Raw genomic sequence first — 14,924 nt, 5'->3', positions numbered from 1 at the left:
TGCTATTTTAGTTATTGTCCGTTCATTTTAAGGAGGAACCTGGAGTGGAAGTCGCATTTTGGAATGAACGCCTTGTTCAGTTAGCAAATATAGATGCCAGTCAATATCAACAACTTTATCGAGATAGTAAACGCGGAAGGTTAACATGTCCTCACTGTGGTGAGAAAATGTCTTTTTCAGTAAGCATTCAACACCCGCCTCACTTTGTTCATGTAGCCGATGATGAAGAATGTGAAACCGCAGTTACGTCTCTTCTAGATAAAAAGAAAGAAGAGTTAATCTCTAGCAGCCCTAATAAAACAACAGTTGGTTTCCGGTTACCTGACCGGCGAACAATATCAAGTCAATCTTCAACTAAGCCAGCCGAAATTAACTGGAAAAAGCCTGAAATTGTTTGCCGTATCTCCAATTTTCAGGAGCAGAATGATACCACTGGTGAAATTAGTCACACCTATTATCAGGAGTTGTCACAAGAAGGCTTCAAATTAGATCCATATCAATGGGAAGCTGTTACGACAACTGAAGGACCGCTACTTATTTTAGCTGGTGCAGGAAGCGGGAAAACAAGAGTACTAACCGCAAGAGCGGCTTATATGATGACCGAAAAACAAATTCCTTCTAATCGATTGTTACTCGTTACATTTACTGCTAAAGCTGCGCGAGAAATGAAGGAAAGAATGCTGCAATACCCAAACCTTAAGCCATCAGAGATTAGGCAGCTTCTCGTCGGAACGTTTCACAGTATTTTCTATAAGATGCTCTTGCACCATGACCCTAACCGCTGGCACCAAGACCGTTTATTAAAATGGGAATGGCAGAAAGAAAGAATTGCAAAGCAAGTGGGGCGTGAACTAGGACTTGAAGAAAAAGAGTTTGCTTACGATCAAGCTCTCACACAAATCGGCTGGTGGAAAAACAACTTAATCATTCCTGATCAAGTTGAGCCGAAAGACATCTTTGAGGAGCGAACATTACATATATACAAGCATTACGAAGAAATAAAAGAAAAAGAACAATTATTTGATTTTGATGACATGCTCATTGGCTGTTATTATTTTTTATCAGAAAATCGTAATCTCCTAGAAAAGTATCAAGAACGGTTTTCCTATATTTCAGTCGATGAATTTCAAGATATTAATAAAGTTCAATACCAAATCGTCCAGTTGTTAGCTCAGCCGCAAAATAACTTATGTGTAGTCGGTGATGATGACCAATCGATTTATTCCTTTCGAGGAAGCAACCCGTCCTATATTTTAAATTTCAAAAAAGAGTATCCCGCAACTAAGACGGTTATTCTCGCTAAAAATTATCGCTCCGTTCATTCGATCGTAAGTTCAGCAAGCTATGTCATCTCCAAAAACAAACATCGCTACGATAAACAACTTTCAGCGCTATCTAACAGCGATTTCATGCCACTTGTTTTCTTTCCCTTTGATGAAGAACTAGAGGCGACAATCATTGTAGAAGACTTGAAAGAGCGAATAGCACAAGGCGCAAGCCCTTCCGATTTTGCTATTCTTTATCGAACGAACGTATCGACTCGTGCCTTATTCGAACGCCTCGTTCATACGAGCTTGCCATTTATCGTTGAACAAGAAGGAGATTCTTTCTATCAACGTAAAACTGTTAGAAAGATTTTAGCTTATATGCAATTATCGATTAACCCAAATCATACTGATGCGATGAGTGACTTGATCGGCGCTTTATTTTTAAAACAAGATGTACTGCGGGATTTAAAAGCTTTAAGTATAATCGAGGATTGTTCTTTAGTGGAAGCTCTTACGAAATTAACACAGCTGCCGGCATTTCAATTAAAGAAACTAAAAACGATTGTTCCTCTATTCTCAAAAATCCCTTCGTTAAAACCTGTTGACGCTATTGATTTTATTGAAAAAGAAATGGGGTTAACCGATTACTTGAAAAAGCAAGGCAATGAGGGGAATGCGATGGATAAAGGCTCAGATGACGTAAGAGACTTACGAGTCGCAGCTCAATCCCATCCGTCTGTGCCTGAATTTCTTGAGTATGTTGACCATATCATTCATAAGCATAAAGAAATAGTTTCTAATAAAAATACAATGACCGGTGAAGCGATTCAATTAATGACGATCCATCGTTCCAAAGGATTGGAATTCAAACAGGTGTATGTGATCGGTGCTGTTGATGGAGGACTTCCCCACGACTACGCACTTGATGCATGGCGTGACGGGAACGATGAACCGATGGAAGAAGAAAGAAGACTGATGTATGTGGCGATGACCCGTGCCAAAGAAGCACTATATATTTCCGTCCCTTCCATGCGCCGTGGCAAAAAAGCCATTCGGTCAAGATTTTTGCGGTAGAAAAAAGCAAAAGAGAATGTAAAGAATAAAAAAAGAAATGAAAGAAAAGAAATATGGGTGCCAGGCACCTTTAGTATACTAAAGGTACTTGGCACCACTTACATTAATCGTCGTCTTCATCTTCATCTTCGTCATCATCGTCATCGTCATCATCGTCATCATCGTCATCATCGTCTTCGTCTTCGTCTTCATCGTCGTCATCATCATCGTCTTCGTCTTCATCATCATCGTCTTCGTCGTCATCATCATCGTCTTCGTCTTCATCATCATCGTCTTCGTCTTCGTCCTCATCGTCGTCTTCGTCTACTTCATTGCCTTCATTTTCGATTTTAAACTCTACTTCTGTTCCATCTAAGAATGAGATCTCAACATCTAATTCGATAAAAGAATCATTACCTAAAGCTTTTAAAATTTTCTTGATTAACTTCTCTTCAGACATATCAGATGAAATAGATAAATCATCCATAAAGTTGGGGTTAATAACTGATCCAGCGCTGCTTACTACTTCCTCACCAGCGTCTGTTTTTTTATGAATCGTTAACTCCCCAACTTCACCATCAAATTCTAGCTCATAGAATGTGTCCCCTTGAAGCTCAAGTTCAATAGTTAATTCATGTAATTTACTTTTCATATGAATCCTCCCTAAGTTAAATTAATTAGTTTTTAGTGCACTGATATACTGTATGGTTATTCCGCTGTATCGGTATAGGTATTTGAGTAGGTGTTTTAGATTTTTTTGAAAAAAATGAAGTTAACTCACTAAGTTAACTTCATTTAAATATATTCAAGAGGTTATGAGCTTTTTTTACGTCTCTTTTTGTTTCTATTAAAATCCACTACGTTCATAAAAAGTTTTGCTGTTGTAATATCGTTGACTGCTTCTACTAAATTGGATGGCTTCTCTAATTTTTCCTCTTGTTCTTGAACTTCCTCCTGTTTTTGCTCTGAATCGAATTGCTCTTCAACACCTGCTACTACACTTTTGATGATATTTTTCATCTCATTTTCACTACTATCTTTAGAGTTCTCCATTTTCTCTTCTGCTGCCGACATTAATGACTTAATGTATTGATTGCTCTTGGTTAGTTCAGAGAATAAGATTTCTCGTATTCTCTCTTTTTTCGATTTCGTCTTTTGTGAATTCGGTTCTACTTCAGCCTTAGTTCTTTCCTCTACTTCTTCCATTTCAGGATTTTCCTCTAAAATTTCCACAGTACTGGAAGGATCTACCTTTGCACTTTCTCTTCCGTCTATCGACTCTTCGTTATCCCCATCTTCTTCTGTTTCTGTCGATTCTGTATTATCCATATCTTCTTCTACTTCTGTTGCTTCTGTGTTTCTTATATCTTCTTCTGGTTCTGTCATATCTAAGTTTCCCATATCTTCTTCGGCTTCTGTCGTTTCTGCAGTTTCCATATCTTCTTTTGCTTCCATCGCTTCTGCACTTTCCATATCCTCTTCTATTTCTGTCATTTCTGTATTACTTACATCTTCTTCAAGAGCATTAACGGAAATATTGTTCTTTATCTTATTCTCAATCTCATTCCAAACAGAAAGAATATCGTCTGCTACACGTGACCACGTATAGTTCTTTTCTGCAAGGCTACGTCCGTACTCCCCCATTTTCTTTGCTGAGTTAGGACTTGAGAGCAAGAATGAGATTTGATCAGCAAATTCTTGTGGGTCTTCTGGATTCTGGATAACAATACCGTTTTCTTTTTCCTCTATTACTTCTGGATTTCCACCACGAGCTGTTGTTACGATTGGGCGCCCTGACGCCATCGCTTCATAATGAACACGTGCAAGTGGTTCCTGCCATTGAGACGGACAAACGAAAATATCCGCTGCAGCAAACCAATATTGGATTTGATCAGGGGCAACAAAGCCCGTTGTTATAACTGGTATTGGTAATCGATTAGCAAGAGCTCGAACATACGCGACATAATCGGTAATATCATCTTGACTAAACCATTTACTTCCTACAATCACTAGAGCAATATCTGGATGCTTTTCCGCTAACTTCGGCATTGCTTTTACTAAAATATCCGCACCCTTATTCGCAGAAAGTCTGCCCGTAAACAAGATAATCTTTTTATCTTCTAGATTATGTTCTTGGCGGATTTGTTTACGCATTTTACGAGCTTGGTCTGAATGAGGATGTGCAAATCGCTCAATATCTACTCCTGAATAGATAGTTTTCAACTTAGATGCTGCTTGCGGGAAAGGTTCAGCGATCGTTCTTCCAATATAATCACTAACTGTTATAATCTTATCCAACTGTTCAATAGCCTTCTCCGCTTCTTCGTGATCGATTTTTTCAGGCTTAAACATATCGTTATGCATACTTAATACGAGCCTGGAGTTTGGAGCAACCTCCCTCACACTCGTTACTAAACGTGGCCGATTAAAAATGTGAATGACATCAAATGTATTTGTTTTTAGGTAGTCAATCACACCTTCTTTATAAATTTCGAACAGTCCTCCCGGGACTCGAACATACTTAACATTTTTTATTTTCTCTTCATTAGGTAAGCTTAAGTCATCTCTTCCAAGAATCGTTAACTCATAATGGCTTGATAATTTATCAGAAACTCCTGCTATATATGTTTGAATAGCGCCACCTCTCACTGGGGGGACAGGGAGTTTTTCTGTACAAATCATTAAAACTTTCATTATCTCTTTTCCCCTTTCCAACAAAAAAAGAATACGATACTAACCTAGCTAGTAGTTATCGTATTCTTAAAAAAGATTTAGGTATGGTTAATAGCCTTGAAAATAACTAGTTTTAGTAAGATTTAAAAGAACAAATTGGATAACATAGGACAACCAATTAATGAAAAGCTGACTTAATCCAATTCTCCATTCATTTTCTTTAATAGCCTATAGTAATCTTTGTTAGATCCAATATCATAACGTTCTCCAGAAACTTCATATCCATAACATTTTCTTTGTTGTAACATATCTTTTAAAGCATCAGTTAACTGTATTTCTCCACCAATACCTAGTTTTACTTGTTTTAAAAACATAAAAATATCGGGATGTAGAACATACCGACCGACAACAGCTAAATTAGAAGGTGGTGATTTTCTTGGTTTTTCAACAATATCTATAATTTCATGCAGCCCGGGTGATATCTCTTTCTCTTTTATAACTCCATAATTCTTTAGAAATTCTTTTTTTACTTGCTGTACTCCTATTACACTACTACTGGTTTTTTCATAAACATTTATTAATTGCCTTAAGCTTATCTTCTTCTCAATAAAGATATCATCTGGTAAAAGAACGGCAAAAGGCTCATTGTTAATAAAAGAAGACCCCACTGCAATTGCATCGCCTAACCCCCTTGCAAAAGGTTGACGGACAAATTGGATGTGTACATTGGGAACCGATAACTTATCTAATAAGTGCTGTTTATTCATTTCCACTAGAAATGCTTCCAATTCAAGAGAACGATCAAAATAATCAATAATCATATTTTTATTTCTAGAAACGACAATCAGTATCTCCTCTATTCCAGCGGCGACAGCTTCTTCAACGACATAATGAATGGCTGGTTTATTATTAATGGGAAACATTTCCTTTGGTAGAACTTTCGTTATCGGGAGACTTCTCGTACCATATCCTGCTGCTGGAATAATAGCTTTTTTTACTCTCATATTACTCCCCCTTTAGAACTTGTTCCTTTTACTAAAATATTCGTCCACTTAGGAAAAGAAAGTTGTCCTACAAAAAAAAGGCAGAAGACTATTTGATATAAATACCCAAATCTAGTTGAAACGCCTACACTTAATAGATAGTCATGCATACCGTATAGTAGGCAACCATACTAAGGTAGAGGGAGGGACTATTTATGAAATCAAATGATACTTCTACTAAGAAATTAGTGGAGAAGTTTATTTCAACTGTATTAAAACAAAATAACATTGACCCAAAAAGCCAACTGTCGAAAGCAGAAAAACAAGAAATTAAAAAAATAATTACAGATTGCCACAATCAAGTGAATGTTTTTTTAGCCAAAAAAGGGCAATTTGTCACGGAAAACGATATTCAACCCAGTCCTAAAAAAGTTCGCCCGCATAAACATAAAGTTATTGCTGCAAACGATTTTAATACGTTAAAGATGTTTCAAGGATCCATTATTAACACTTCAAGTCATTAACTTATACAAAAACTTAAATTAAATAACACTTTCTCCCAGAAAAAAGGATGTTGACTATAAGTCAACATCCTCCATTACAGAAATCAGCCTTTTGGTGTATCATTACCATTATTAATATCTTTTTGTTGCATTTGTAATACTTTTAAGCGCATTTCGACAATCATTTTTTCTCTAACTGTTCTGAATACATTACAGCCTTTTTTCCAATCTTCAGCAATATCTAGTTCTGTTACCCCTGCCCATTCTAATTTACAGAAAGGCATATCATTGAAGTATTCATAAGTTGCAAATCCTTGTACTTTTGAATCCATTCCCATTCCTTTTTTATCATTATACACTAGTTCATAGATACCATTTTTCACACTAAGCTTAGTAGGATCAAAGCCATAAACATCAGGTTTTACAACACAGTGGAACGGTGTGTCTACTGTATGATGTTCAACAGCACCAGAACAGCTTGGAACGTATTCTATATTTTTACGAACAAACCCTTCAATATATAGTTTATACTTTCCTGGGTAAAACGGACAACACCCATTACCATTGGTATCCCCATAAGAACCATAGGCTGGAGACTCTGGATTAGAAAATTGTGATTGTACTAATTTACATTGTGTTAAGTGTACATTTTTTCGAATTCTTTTAATTTCTTTTGCTGGTTTCGGTAATCTTTCAACTGCCTCCACGTCTACTTGGATCCATTCGTCGGCTACAACTACTGGTACAACCGCGTAACCCGTAGTTTCGTAACCGTATTTCTCATTGTCACAGCGCAATGTCTTTGAATAATCAGCTGTTTTACAGCTCTTATCATGATGATGCTTACCTTTTTTGTAAAAACCCATATACATCCACCTTTCTAAATTTTTTTGTTGTACAACGTTGTACAGTATATAAAATGCAGAAGGTGAGTTTTTGGTAATAGGACAAGAAACCAAAGTTTACTTTGACATTAAAATTGATGAAATCACCCTTAAACATAATCCTAAGAGGTTTGTTAGTTATTTGGACAACCTTGATTTAGACTTTTTTAACAGAACGAAGAAAAAAAGATGCAGTTGTTTAATGAGAACAACTACATCTTTCCTGACTTTAGAACCTTTATTTTTTATTACCGCAGCCACAGCCTCCACTATTAGGACGACCTTGATTATTATGGTTCGAAGAATAAATTTTATATGGTGTTTGGTCTTTAATACCTTGTTTTTGACTCATGTGAACATGACCGCTGCTCTGGTATGTTCCAGGGGAAATCCGTTTTTTCTTTGCCTTCAAAATGTTCCCTCCTCCTTTTGTAAGACTATCTTCTAACGGCTCTGTTCTCAAAAAATTAAGAGAAAACAGCCTTTTCAATGGAGTGTGTCTTTAGATACAGGATATATATTACCCAAACTGGACTGTATTAAAGAAGTTAGTCTGACTTCTAAAGTATTGTATGCAAATGGTATGAAAGGTGTTTCCGCACTTTCGTTACCTTAAAAAAGAAGATAGAATTCTAACTACCCTTCCTCAATTTTTGGAGGAACTCTTTAGAATAATGTGTAATAAGGATAAGGTAGTTAAATTAATTTTAGAATGAGCGTAGTCACTTCCCTATTTTTATTAATATAAAAGCAATTAACAACAGGCTCCTTTTTTAATAAAGAAATAATAATATATACAACGGTAGGATAAGTATGATTTTTAATATCATTAAAAGATGGGTACGCTCTTGTTGTTGGGTGGGAGTGAAAAATACCTGTTAATTGTTCTCCTTTTTTCTCAATCTTATTAAACGTATCTTTCAAGACATCTTCTGAAATGGCAAATCGAACTGGACTTTCCTTTTCATTAGGTACTGGCCAACAAGTAAGACCAACTTGACCTTTTCCAGATATGAACCCACAAGCTTCTATCGGTGCCTCACTTATGCAGTGTTCAACCATCTGCTTATATACTTCTGTTTTTAAGTGAAAAACTTTATTACTGTTGATGCTCATCATCTTTTTCACTGATCAGGTGCTTTTCCAGCATCCTGTTGGTCTGTTGAAGGTTGTTGCTGCAATCGTTTATTAAACGATAAAAAGGTATCTCCTGTCGTTCGGTTCGGTGTGGACTGTGGTTTAGCATTACCCTTGTTTTTCATTGAATTTTGATCTCTTAAGTTTCTAAGGAACCATGAGTTGCTAGTTGTTTCATCCAATTGTCTTACTGTCTTTTCTTCAATTGGTGTATTCGTTTTCTGAGGAATACTATTAGGTTCCACCTGTTTATCCATTTGCAAATTAGGTTTACTCGTTTGATTTTGCAGCAGGTTAGCTAATAATTTTTTATCATTTAAATATTCATCTCTTTGTTCCTTCAACCGTACTAAATCTGCTGTTTGTTTTTCCAATTGAATTTCGAGTCTTTGGTATTCCTGTTGTATTTTATTTAAATTCTTTTCAGATTCCAGTAATAATTCCTTGTACTCTTTAAGCTGTTCACTGTGTTTTGTTTGATTTTCTCTTGATTCCTTCAATTGTGTAATTTGTTTTTCGAGTTCCTGGGTTAATCGGTTCCTTTCTTGAGTATTGTCTTTTAACTCTGCTTGAATGTCAGTCATTTCTTTCTTTAAGTTCTTAACTTCTTGTTTCATCTCTTCATTTAAACTTTCATAGTACTTTAAATGCTCATGAATACTGTTATTTTGTTGTTCAAGTCGTTCCATTTGACTACTTAAAGAGTTGTTTTCCTTTACTAGCCTTTCATTTTCCATTACCGTTTCTCTACACTTCTCCTGAAGATTTTTCAGTCCCCCTGCTTGATTCTCAACTTCAGTCATTTTTTCTATCTGTTGCTCATATTTTAGTTGTAGTTGTGCTTTTTCATGCTTTAGCTTTTCTACTTCTTCGTTTGGATGGTGCTGACTCAAATTTTCTTGATAATCTTGTAACTTACCTTCAAGTTCACTCATTTGCTGAATTAATGTTTCTTTTTCTGATAAATACAGCTTCAGCTGTTCATCTGCTTCCTCTTTTTGCTGTACAATCACATTCTGTTCAGCTTCTAATTGGTCAATATAAGAAAATTGCTCTTGAACCTCTTGCTGTAATTTACGGTATTTATTAGTTATATCTTCTATTTCACTGTTAGCTTGTTTTTGACCCTCAGCCTCCCTCATTTTATATAAATTTATCTCTTCCTCACGTTCTTGAAGGTGTGCCTTTAGTTGTTCTATCTGTTCATAAAGTTCTTCTTGGTTTCGTTCCGATGCTTCGTGTAACTGTTGGATATTGATCTTCTGCTCTTTTATAGTCTCTTCGTATTTTGTAACGTCTGCTTCCAAATTCTGAAATTGTTGTTCAAACGCTTTCCTTTCTAAATAATAAGCTTGCATTTCCTCGTGTAATTTCTCTTGACCAGCAGTTGTTTCCTCAAGTTCCTGCTCCAATTTCCTTTTTTCTAGTTTCAGTTGTTCATATTTTTCGATGATGTCCACTTGATCATCATTCATCTTCTCTTTTAAAGTTGCAATTTCACTGTGAAGTTGCTCGTTTGATTTTGTAATACTACTAATCTCTTGTTCATAAGTGCGATGTAAACCTTCCATTGATTCTAATTGTTGGATCATCTGTTCATTTTCATTTGCTAATGCCTCGTTTTCTTGTATATAGTTCTGTTTTAACGCTTCTGCTTCATTAATTATATCCGTCTTCTCCTCTAGAGCTTGTTGAAGTTCGGTATTTTCACTTTTTAGAAAAGCTATTTCTTCTAACAGCGGTTGTTGGCCTTGATCTAAGAGTGCTTTTAATTCTTCTAACTGTTCAGCTAATTGAATTTTCTCAGTTTCATAATTAGAAACCGTTTGTTCGAGCTCAACTTTTACCTTTCCTAATTCCTCTAGTCGAGATAATAATGCTAATTTCTCACTACTAAATTCACGACTTTCTTCTGTAATTTCATTTAATTGATTGATTTTATCATTTAGAGCTCTCTGTATTTCTTTCTTTTCCTTTCTTAACTTCTCAACTGCCTGCTCATACCGTTCCTCATTCATTTGATAGCGTGACAGTTCCGACTTTAAATGTATTAACATTTGTTTTTGTTGTACGTTATTAAACTCACTTTTCATTTGACGGCTCACCACAATCTCTCCTTTCAAGCAAACTGAGTAACCATTATCCTTAAAGCAACCAACCCAAAAGCAGGCAAAAATTATCCATCTGTATCATGTATATGGGCAAATGATTAATTTGTTTCTCTTTTTCATCAAAAAAAATTGGATTCATACCGAGAAGACTGTGCATGTACCTATACAAAATAAACCGGGATACATACAATACAGTGTGGTAAAAACCCAATTATTTATATTCTGAAAGGATGAGTGTATTGAAAGTTAATCCAATTCGCGGTGGCCAAGAAACACTATGTATCAAAGTACCCAAAGTGTATGATTGGGTAACTCGCCAAGCTGATATTCATCGATCTTTTAATGGTCTTATTGGTTTAGATGAGTTAAATTTCGAATGTAAAGACGGCTATATACCTGATGCTGACCCATGTTTAATTTTAGATTGCCACAAAGGCGATTCTAAGCTTGGAATTGATTGTCATACTTTAAATGTTGAATGTATTATTACTGATGCTGCAGGAAAACCTGTTGATCCTGAAGCACCAGGGGGATTAATCTGTAAAGAGATAACTGACCCAAGAAACCGTGAAAGCTTTGAATTTACTTTACCAACCGGAGATACAGTGACTTTACAAAAAGTAAAAGTCTTAAAAAAAGGCTTCTTTATCATTAAAGTATCCAATGGAAAAGGCGGAGTTTGTTATTCTGACCCCCAACCATTCGCAACAGTAGAAAAATTCTTCCTTTGTGCGCCAACAGGAACTAAATTACAATGTGAAATCACCGATTTTCAATGTGAGGCTGTTCTTTGTTGTAATGACGATGGTACGTTTAATCAAGTAGAAGTCGCTATTAGTATGTGTCAAAACATTCAAATGGAAGCACTTGTAAAATTAGAAATTACCGCAGATTTCTGTCAACCTCGTCAAGAAATTCCATTTGAATGCCCACCACTACCTGTACCTCCACAATGCCCAGACGTTTTCCCTGGTAATACTTAACTAGAGGAAAATATATCAAATCCATGCAAGTCGGTTCAGTCTACTGACTTACATGGATTTTTTGTTAAAGCAAACCACCAAAATTAGTATTATTTAAACTAAAAATGAGGATAAAAACAGAAGGAAGTGTCACCTAAAGATCTTTTAGGTAACACTTCCTTTTAATGTTTGATTGTATTACTTAACTGCACAGCATATACCACAAATTGGTTCAGGACCATGAGCTACTCCTGCACCGAACCAGCACATAGAAACCTCACATAATTCATAGATGAACCCTTCTGGTAAGAAGATTGTGTATATTGCACTATCTCCGTCTCCTTCTAGTCCATCTTCATCTAGATTCTTTACACCTCTACAGCCAGTAGTTGGATCGACTTCCTCTACTTCATAAATAGTATCAGTAGTCATCCCATTTCTTGTTACTCGACCTGGTAAAGTTTCAGGAAATTCATCAAACGGACACAATGGTAAATCTACCGTAAAGTGACTAAGTCCGCTTCCAGGACCAGTTCTAAAATTAGTTACTCGGTATTGAAGAATACCAGCTGCGATATTCTCTTGAGTCGATAAAAATTCAAATAGAACACCATTAATTTCTTGTGTTTGAGGGCAAATATTTCCGTTTACCATTTATCTCACCTCTCTTTCTATCAAGATAATATATAATATGAAGACCATTCAGTTCTGTAAAGGACAATCATCCATTTTAGTTTTATATTCAAAAAAAGAGGCGGGAGTCATTCCAGTTATAAAATATCTCATCCTCTTTTGGATCAGCTACGGTTACTATCAAACAATTACTCAAATTGAATATTATGGCTGCTGGACCTAATCACAAGGGATCTAATACTATTTTAAAAATTTCTCATCACCAAAAAAGGGCATTTACATAGTATAAAAGTGGGAAGGAACCCTATAACAATGCTCGAAAGGAGAAAAATAAAATATGGAGATTAAACCAATTGAGGGACGCCAAGAAACCCTTTGTATTAAAGTACCAAAAGTATATGACTGGGTGACTCGTCAAGTGGATGTACCGCTTCAAGCTTTCACAGGGGAGAAAGGTTTAAAGCAACTGAATTTTAATGGAAAATACTTGGATCCTTGTGCTGAATTAGATGGTATGGGGGCATTATCAATCAATTGTATCGTGACAGACTCTGCTGGTCATCCTGTTGATCCATTAAAACATGGTTCAATACTATGTACTGAAATTCCTCAAACACATGGCCGACAAGAGGTAGAAATTACGCTTCCAGATGGTGAAGTGGTGACACTACAAAAAGTAAAGGTATTGAAAAAAGGCTATTTTGTCGTTCAAGTGACAAATGCGGCGGGCACGGTTGTCTATACATCCGCACCTCAACATTTTGCTGTTGCTGAAAAATTCTTCTTATGTGCTCCTGAAGGAACATATTTACAATGCGAAATTACTGATTTTGAATGTGATGCGCATTTAATTTGTGATAAAGATGATAAGGGAGATTCAGAGTTTCAACAAATCGATGTATCTATTAACATGTGCCAAAATATTCAAATGGAAGCTTTAGTAAAACTAGAAATAACTGCAGATTTCTGTCAACCACGTCAGGAGCTGCCGTTTGAGTGTCCGCCACACCATGTTCCACCACAATGTCCAGAAATCTTTCCATCTTAATGTAGTGAAAAAGAGGGCCGCCACCCTCTTTTTTCTTTGATGGGCAATTTTGTCGTTGCATTTACCTATTAAATTTTTTACTAACTACTTTTTTATCTACGAATTTATTCGAAAATATAGACTGGCACATATAAATCTAAAGTTCATACTATAAATTAGACATTTTACCTAAACAACAATTGAAAGGATTGATCATTTTGTTTAAGTCCAAAAAAGATGAAAAAGAAACACTTTGTATCAAAGTACCAAAAGTGTATGATTGGGTAACTCGTCAAGCAGATGTCCCTCTTCAATCATTCACAGGCCATGAAGCATTAAAGACGTTAAAGTTCAAATGCAATGGTGCTGATTGTGTAGATCCTTGTGCCGAATTAGCGGAAATGGGGAAATTGTCTATTGAGTGTATTCTAACTGATGCCCACGGTAACCCAGTAAATCCATTAGCACCTGGTGCCATCATTTGTAAAGAAATAACACAACCTCATGGACGACAAGATGTAAATATTACTCTTCCAGATGGTGAAGTACTAACACTTCAAAGAGTTAAAGTGCTTAAAAAAGGTTATTATATTCTCCAAATTAGAAATGCCTCTGGAACTGTAGTGTGTACATCTGCTCCTCAATCATTCGCTGTCGCTGAAAAGTTTTTCTTATGTGCTCCAGAAGGGACATTTTTACAATGCGAAATTACTGACTTCGAGTGTGATGTGAATTTAATTTGTGAGGAAGATGAAGAAGGAGATCCGACTTTCCAACAAATCGATGTTTCCATTAACATGTGCCAAAACATTCAAATGGAAGCAATCGTAAAGCTTGAAATCGAAGCGGAATTCTGTCAACCTCGATCTGAAGTACCGTTTACTTGTCCGCCACTTCAGTTTCCACCACAATGCCCAGAAATCTTTCCTGTACCTGACGATTATTAATAAAAAACCATTTCAAGAGGAGATGCTCTCCTCTTTTTTTATCTTCTTCTCCCTCTTTACTATATGTATATTCATTTACGAAAAATAGTACATGACATATGTCCAGGGCATATGTGGAAATTACATAAGAAATTATTATTTATATACTCTCTCCCAACTAGCTACTTATTTTCAGCTATATAAATATATGCGGCTCTAATTACATACATATGAATTAGGTAATGGAAATAAGGAGGTAGTTAAATGACCGATGATGTTCAACAACAATTAAAAAGCCAAGCATTTTTTAATTACTCAGTTGTTCTCCCCGAAATGGAAGAAGCAGAAAAGGAAGTACTTATTATAGGGAATTTTATTATCGAAAATATAAGTCAAGAAACATTGCATACGCCAGTTATTTGTATTCGTCTTAAGCCAGCTGAAAGCGGGAAATTAGGTGGCAAAATCGAAGGAACTTTACGAAATGAAATGATTGTTGACGCTAGCAATTCGATGGAGTGGCAACACCTTAACTCCGAACGGAAAGAAAGAGTGAAACAGTCAGGAGAGTATTGGTTGAAACCCATTGATTGTGAAGAATTAGCATCAGGTGACAAGTTATTTTTCTCAAACTTTGATTTAACACTAAAAAAACCTGCTGAAAAAAATTCAGTGATTATTGAAGGATTTGTATATTTTAACGAACTACGCCAAGGGGTAGGAGCTCTTAATAAAATCATTATTAATTTTTAACCATGTGATCC

The 14,924-nt window shown here is 35.9% G+C and carries 14 protein-coding genes; 6 read left to right on the top strand and 8 right to left on the bottom strand.

The features are described 5' to 3' along the window. Positions 1-44 precede the first annotated feature (44 nt). Positions 45-2,342 (top strand): ATP-dependent helicase, encoded by a 2,298-nt coding sequence (locus N7Z68_RS04805; RefSeq protein ID WP_275117327.1) that lies wholly within the window; start codon positions 45-47, stop codon positions 2,340-2,342. Positions 2,343-2,445: 103 nt separating this feature from the next. Here N7Z68_RS04805 and N7Z68_RS04800 read toward each other — a convergent pair whose 3' ends face one another. The 3 genes from N7Z68_RS04800 to N7Z68_RS04790 form a co-directional block, all read right to left on the bottom strand. Then, complete coding sequence (locus N7Z68_RS04800) at positions 2,446-2,973, bottom strand: hypothetical protein (protein ID WP_275117326.1); 528 nt, start codon at positions 2,971-2,973, stop codon at positions 2,446-2,448. Between the two features lie 161 nt (positions 2,974-3,134). Further along, entirely contained in the window at positions 3,135-5,015 is a 1,881-nt protein-coding gene (locus N7Z68_RS04795) for a glycosyltransferase family 4 protein (RefSeq protein ID WP_275117325.1), read from the bottom strand. Between the two features lie 173 nt (positions 5,016-5,188). Continuing rightward, positions 5,189-5,998: a UTP--glucose-1-phosphate uridylyltransferase gene (locus N7Z68_RS04790; RefSeq protein ID WP_275117324.1), complete on the bottom strand. Its 810-nt coding sequence runs from the start codon at positions 5,996-5,998 to the stop codon at positions 5,189-5,191. A 194-nt stretch (positions 5,999-6,192) separates the two neighbouring features. Between N7Z68_RS04790 and N7Z68_RS04785 the strand changes: the two genes are divergently transcribed. After that, positions 6,193-6,501, top strand: a complete 309-nt coding sequence (locus N7Z68_RS04785; RefSeq protein ID WP_275117323.1) for a hypothetical protein — start codon at positions 6,193-6,195, stop codon at positions 6,499-6,501. Positions 6,502-6,584: 83 nt separating this feature from the next. Here N7Z68_RS04785 and N7Z68_RS04780 read toward each other — a convergent pair whose 3' ends face one another. The 4 genes from N7Z68_RS04780 to N7Z68_RS04765 all read right to left on the bottom strand — a co-directional run bounded on the left by N7Z68_RS04780 (position 6,585) and on the right by N7Z68_RS04765 (position 10,606). Further along, complete coding sequence (locus tag N7Z68_RS04780; protein ID WP_275117322.1) at positions 6,585-7,346, bottom strand: CsxC family protein; 762 nt, start codon at positions 7,344-7,346, stop codon at positions 6,585-6,587. Between the two features lie 256 nt (positions 7,347-7,602). Further along, positions 7,603-7,776 carry a hypothetical protein gene (locus tag N7Z68_RS04775; RefSeq protein WP_275117321.1) on the bottom strand — a complete coding sequence of 58 codons (174 nt, stop codon included), beginning with the start codon at positions 7,774-7,776 and terminating at the stop codon, positions 7,603-7,605. 284 nt (positions 7,777-8,060) lie between these two features. Further along, positions 8,061-8,483, bottom strand: a complete 423-nt coding sequence (locus tag N7Z68_RS04770; RefSeq protein WP_275117320.1) for a M67 family metallopeptidase — start codon at positions 8,481-8,483, stop codon at positions 8,061-8,063. A gap of 5 nt (positions 8,484-8,488) precedes the next feature. Beyond that, complete coding sequence (locus tag N7Z68_RS04765) at positions 8,489-10,606, bottom strand: coiled-coil domain-containing protein (RefSeq protein ID WP_275117319.1); 2,118 nt, start codon at positions 10,604-10,606, stop codon at positions 8,489-8,491. 245 nt (positions 10,607-10,851) lie between these two features. On the opposite strand from N7Z68_RS04765, the gene N7Z68_RS04760 reads away from it, so the two are divergent. Next, positions 10,852-11,595 carry a BMQ_0737 family morphogenetic spore coat protein gene (locus N7Z68_RS04760; protein ID WP_275117318.1) on the top strand — a complete coding sequence of 248 codons (744 nt, stop codon included), beginning with the start codon at positions 10,852-10,854 and terminating at the stop codon, positions 11,593-11,595. Between the two features lie 177 nt (positions 11,596-11,772). On the opposite strand, the gene N7Z68_RS04755 is transcribed toward N7Z68_RS04760, so the two are convergent. Continuing rightward, entirely contained in the window at positions 11,773-12,228 is a 456-nt protein-coding gene (locus N7Z68_RS04755) for a hypothetical protein (RefSeq protein WP_275117317.1), read from the bottom strand. Between the two features lie 316 nt (positions 12,229-12,544). On the opposite strand from N7Z68_RS04755, the gene N7Z68_RS04750 reads away from it, so the two are divergent. The 3 genes from N7Z68_RS04750 (at position 12,545) to N7Z68_RS04740 (ending at position 14,913) form a co-directional block, all read left to right on the top strand. Further along, positions 12,545-13,255, top strand: coding sequence for a BMQ_0737 family morphogenetic spore coat protein (locus tag N7Z68_RS04750; RefSeq protein ID WP_275117316.1), 711 nt, complete (start codon positions 12,545-12,547; stop codon positions 13,253-13,255). 197 nt (positions 13,256-13,452) lie between these two features. Further along, complete coding sequence (locus N7Z68_RS04745; RefSeq protein ID WP_275117315.1) at positions 13,453-14,181, top strand: BMQ_0737 family morphogenetic spore coat protein; 729 nt, start codon at positions 13,453-13,455, stop codon at positions 14,179-14,181. Between the two features lie 243 nt (positions 14,182-14,424). Further along, positions 14,425-14,913 carry a hypothetical protein gene (locus tag N7Z68_RS04740; protein WP_275117314.1) on the top strand — a complete coding sequence of 163 codons (489 nt, stop codon included), beginning with the start codon at positions 14,425-14,427 and terminating at the stop codon, positions 14,911-14,913. The last annotated feature ends 11 nt before the right edge of the window (positions 14,914-14,924 follow it).

Source organism: Alkalihalobacterium chitinilyticum (assembly GCF_029028005.1).
Lineage (GTDB): Bacteria > Bacillota > Bacilli > Bacillales > Bacillaceae_F > Alkalihalobacterium > Alkalihalobacterium chitinilyticum.
This window is presented reverse-complemented; position numbering and strand designations above follow the sequence as displayed.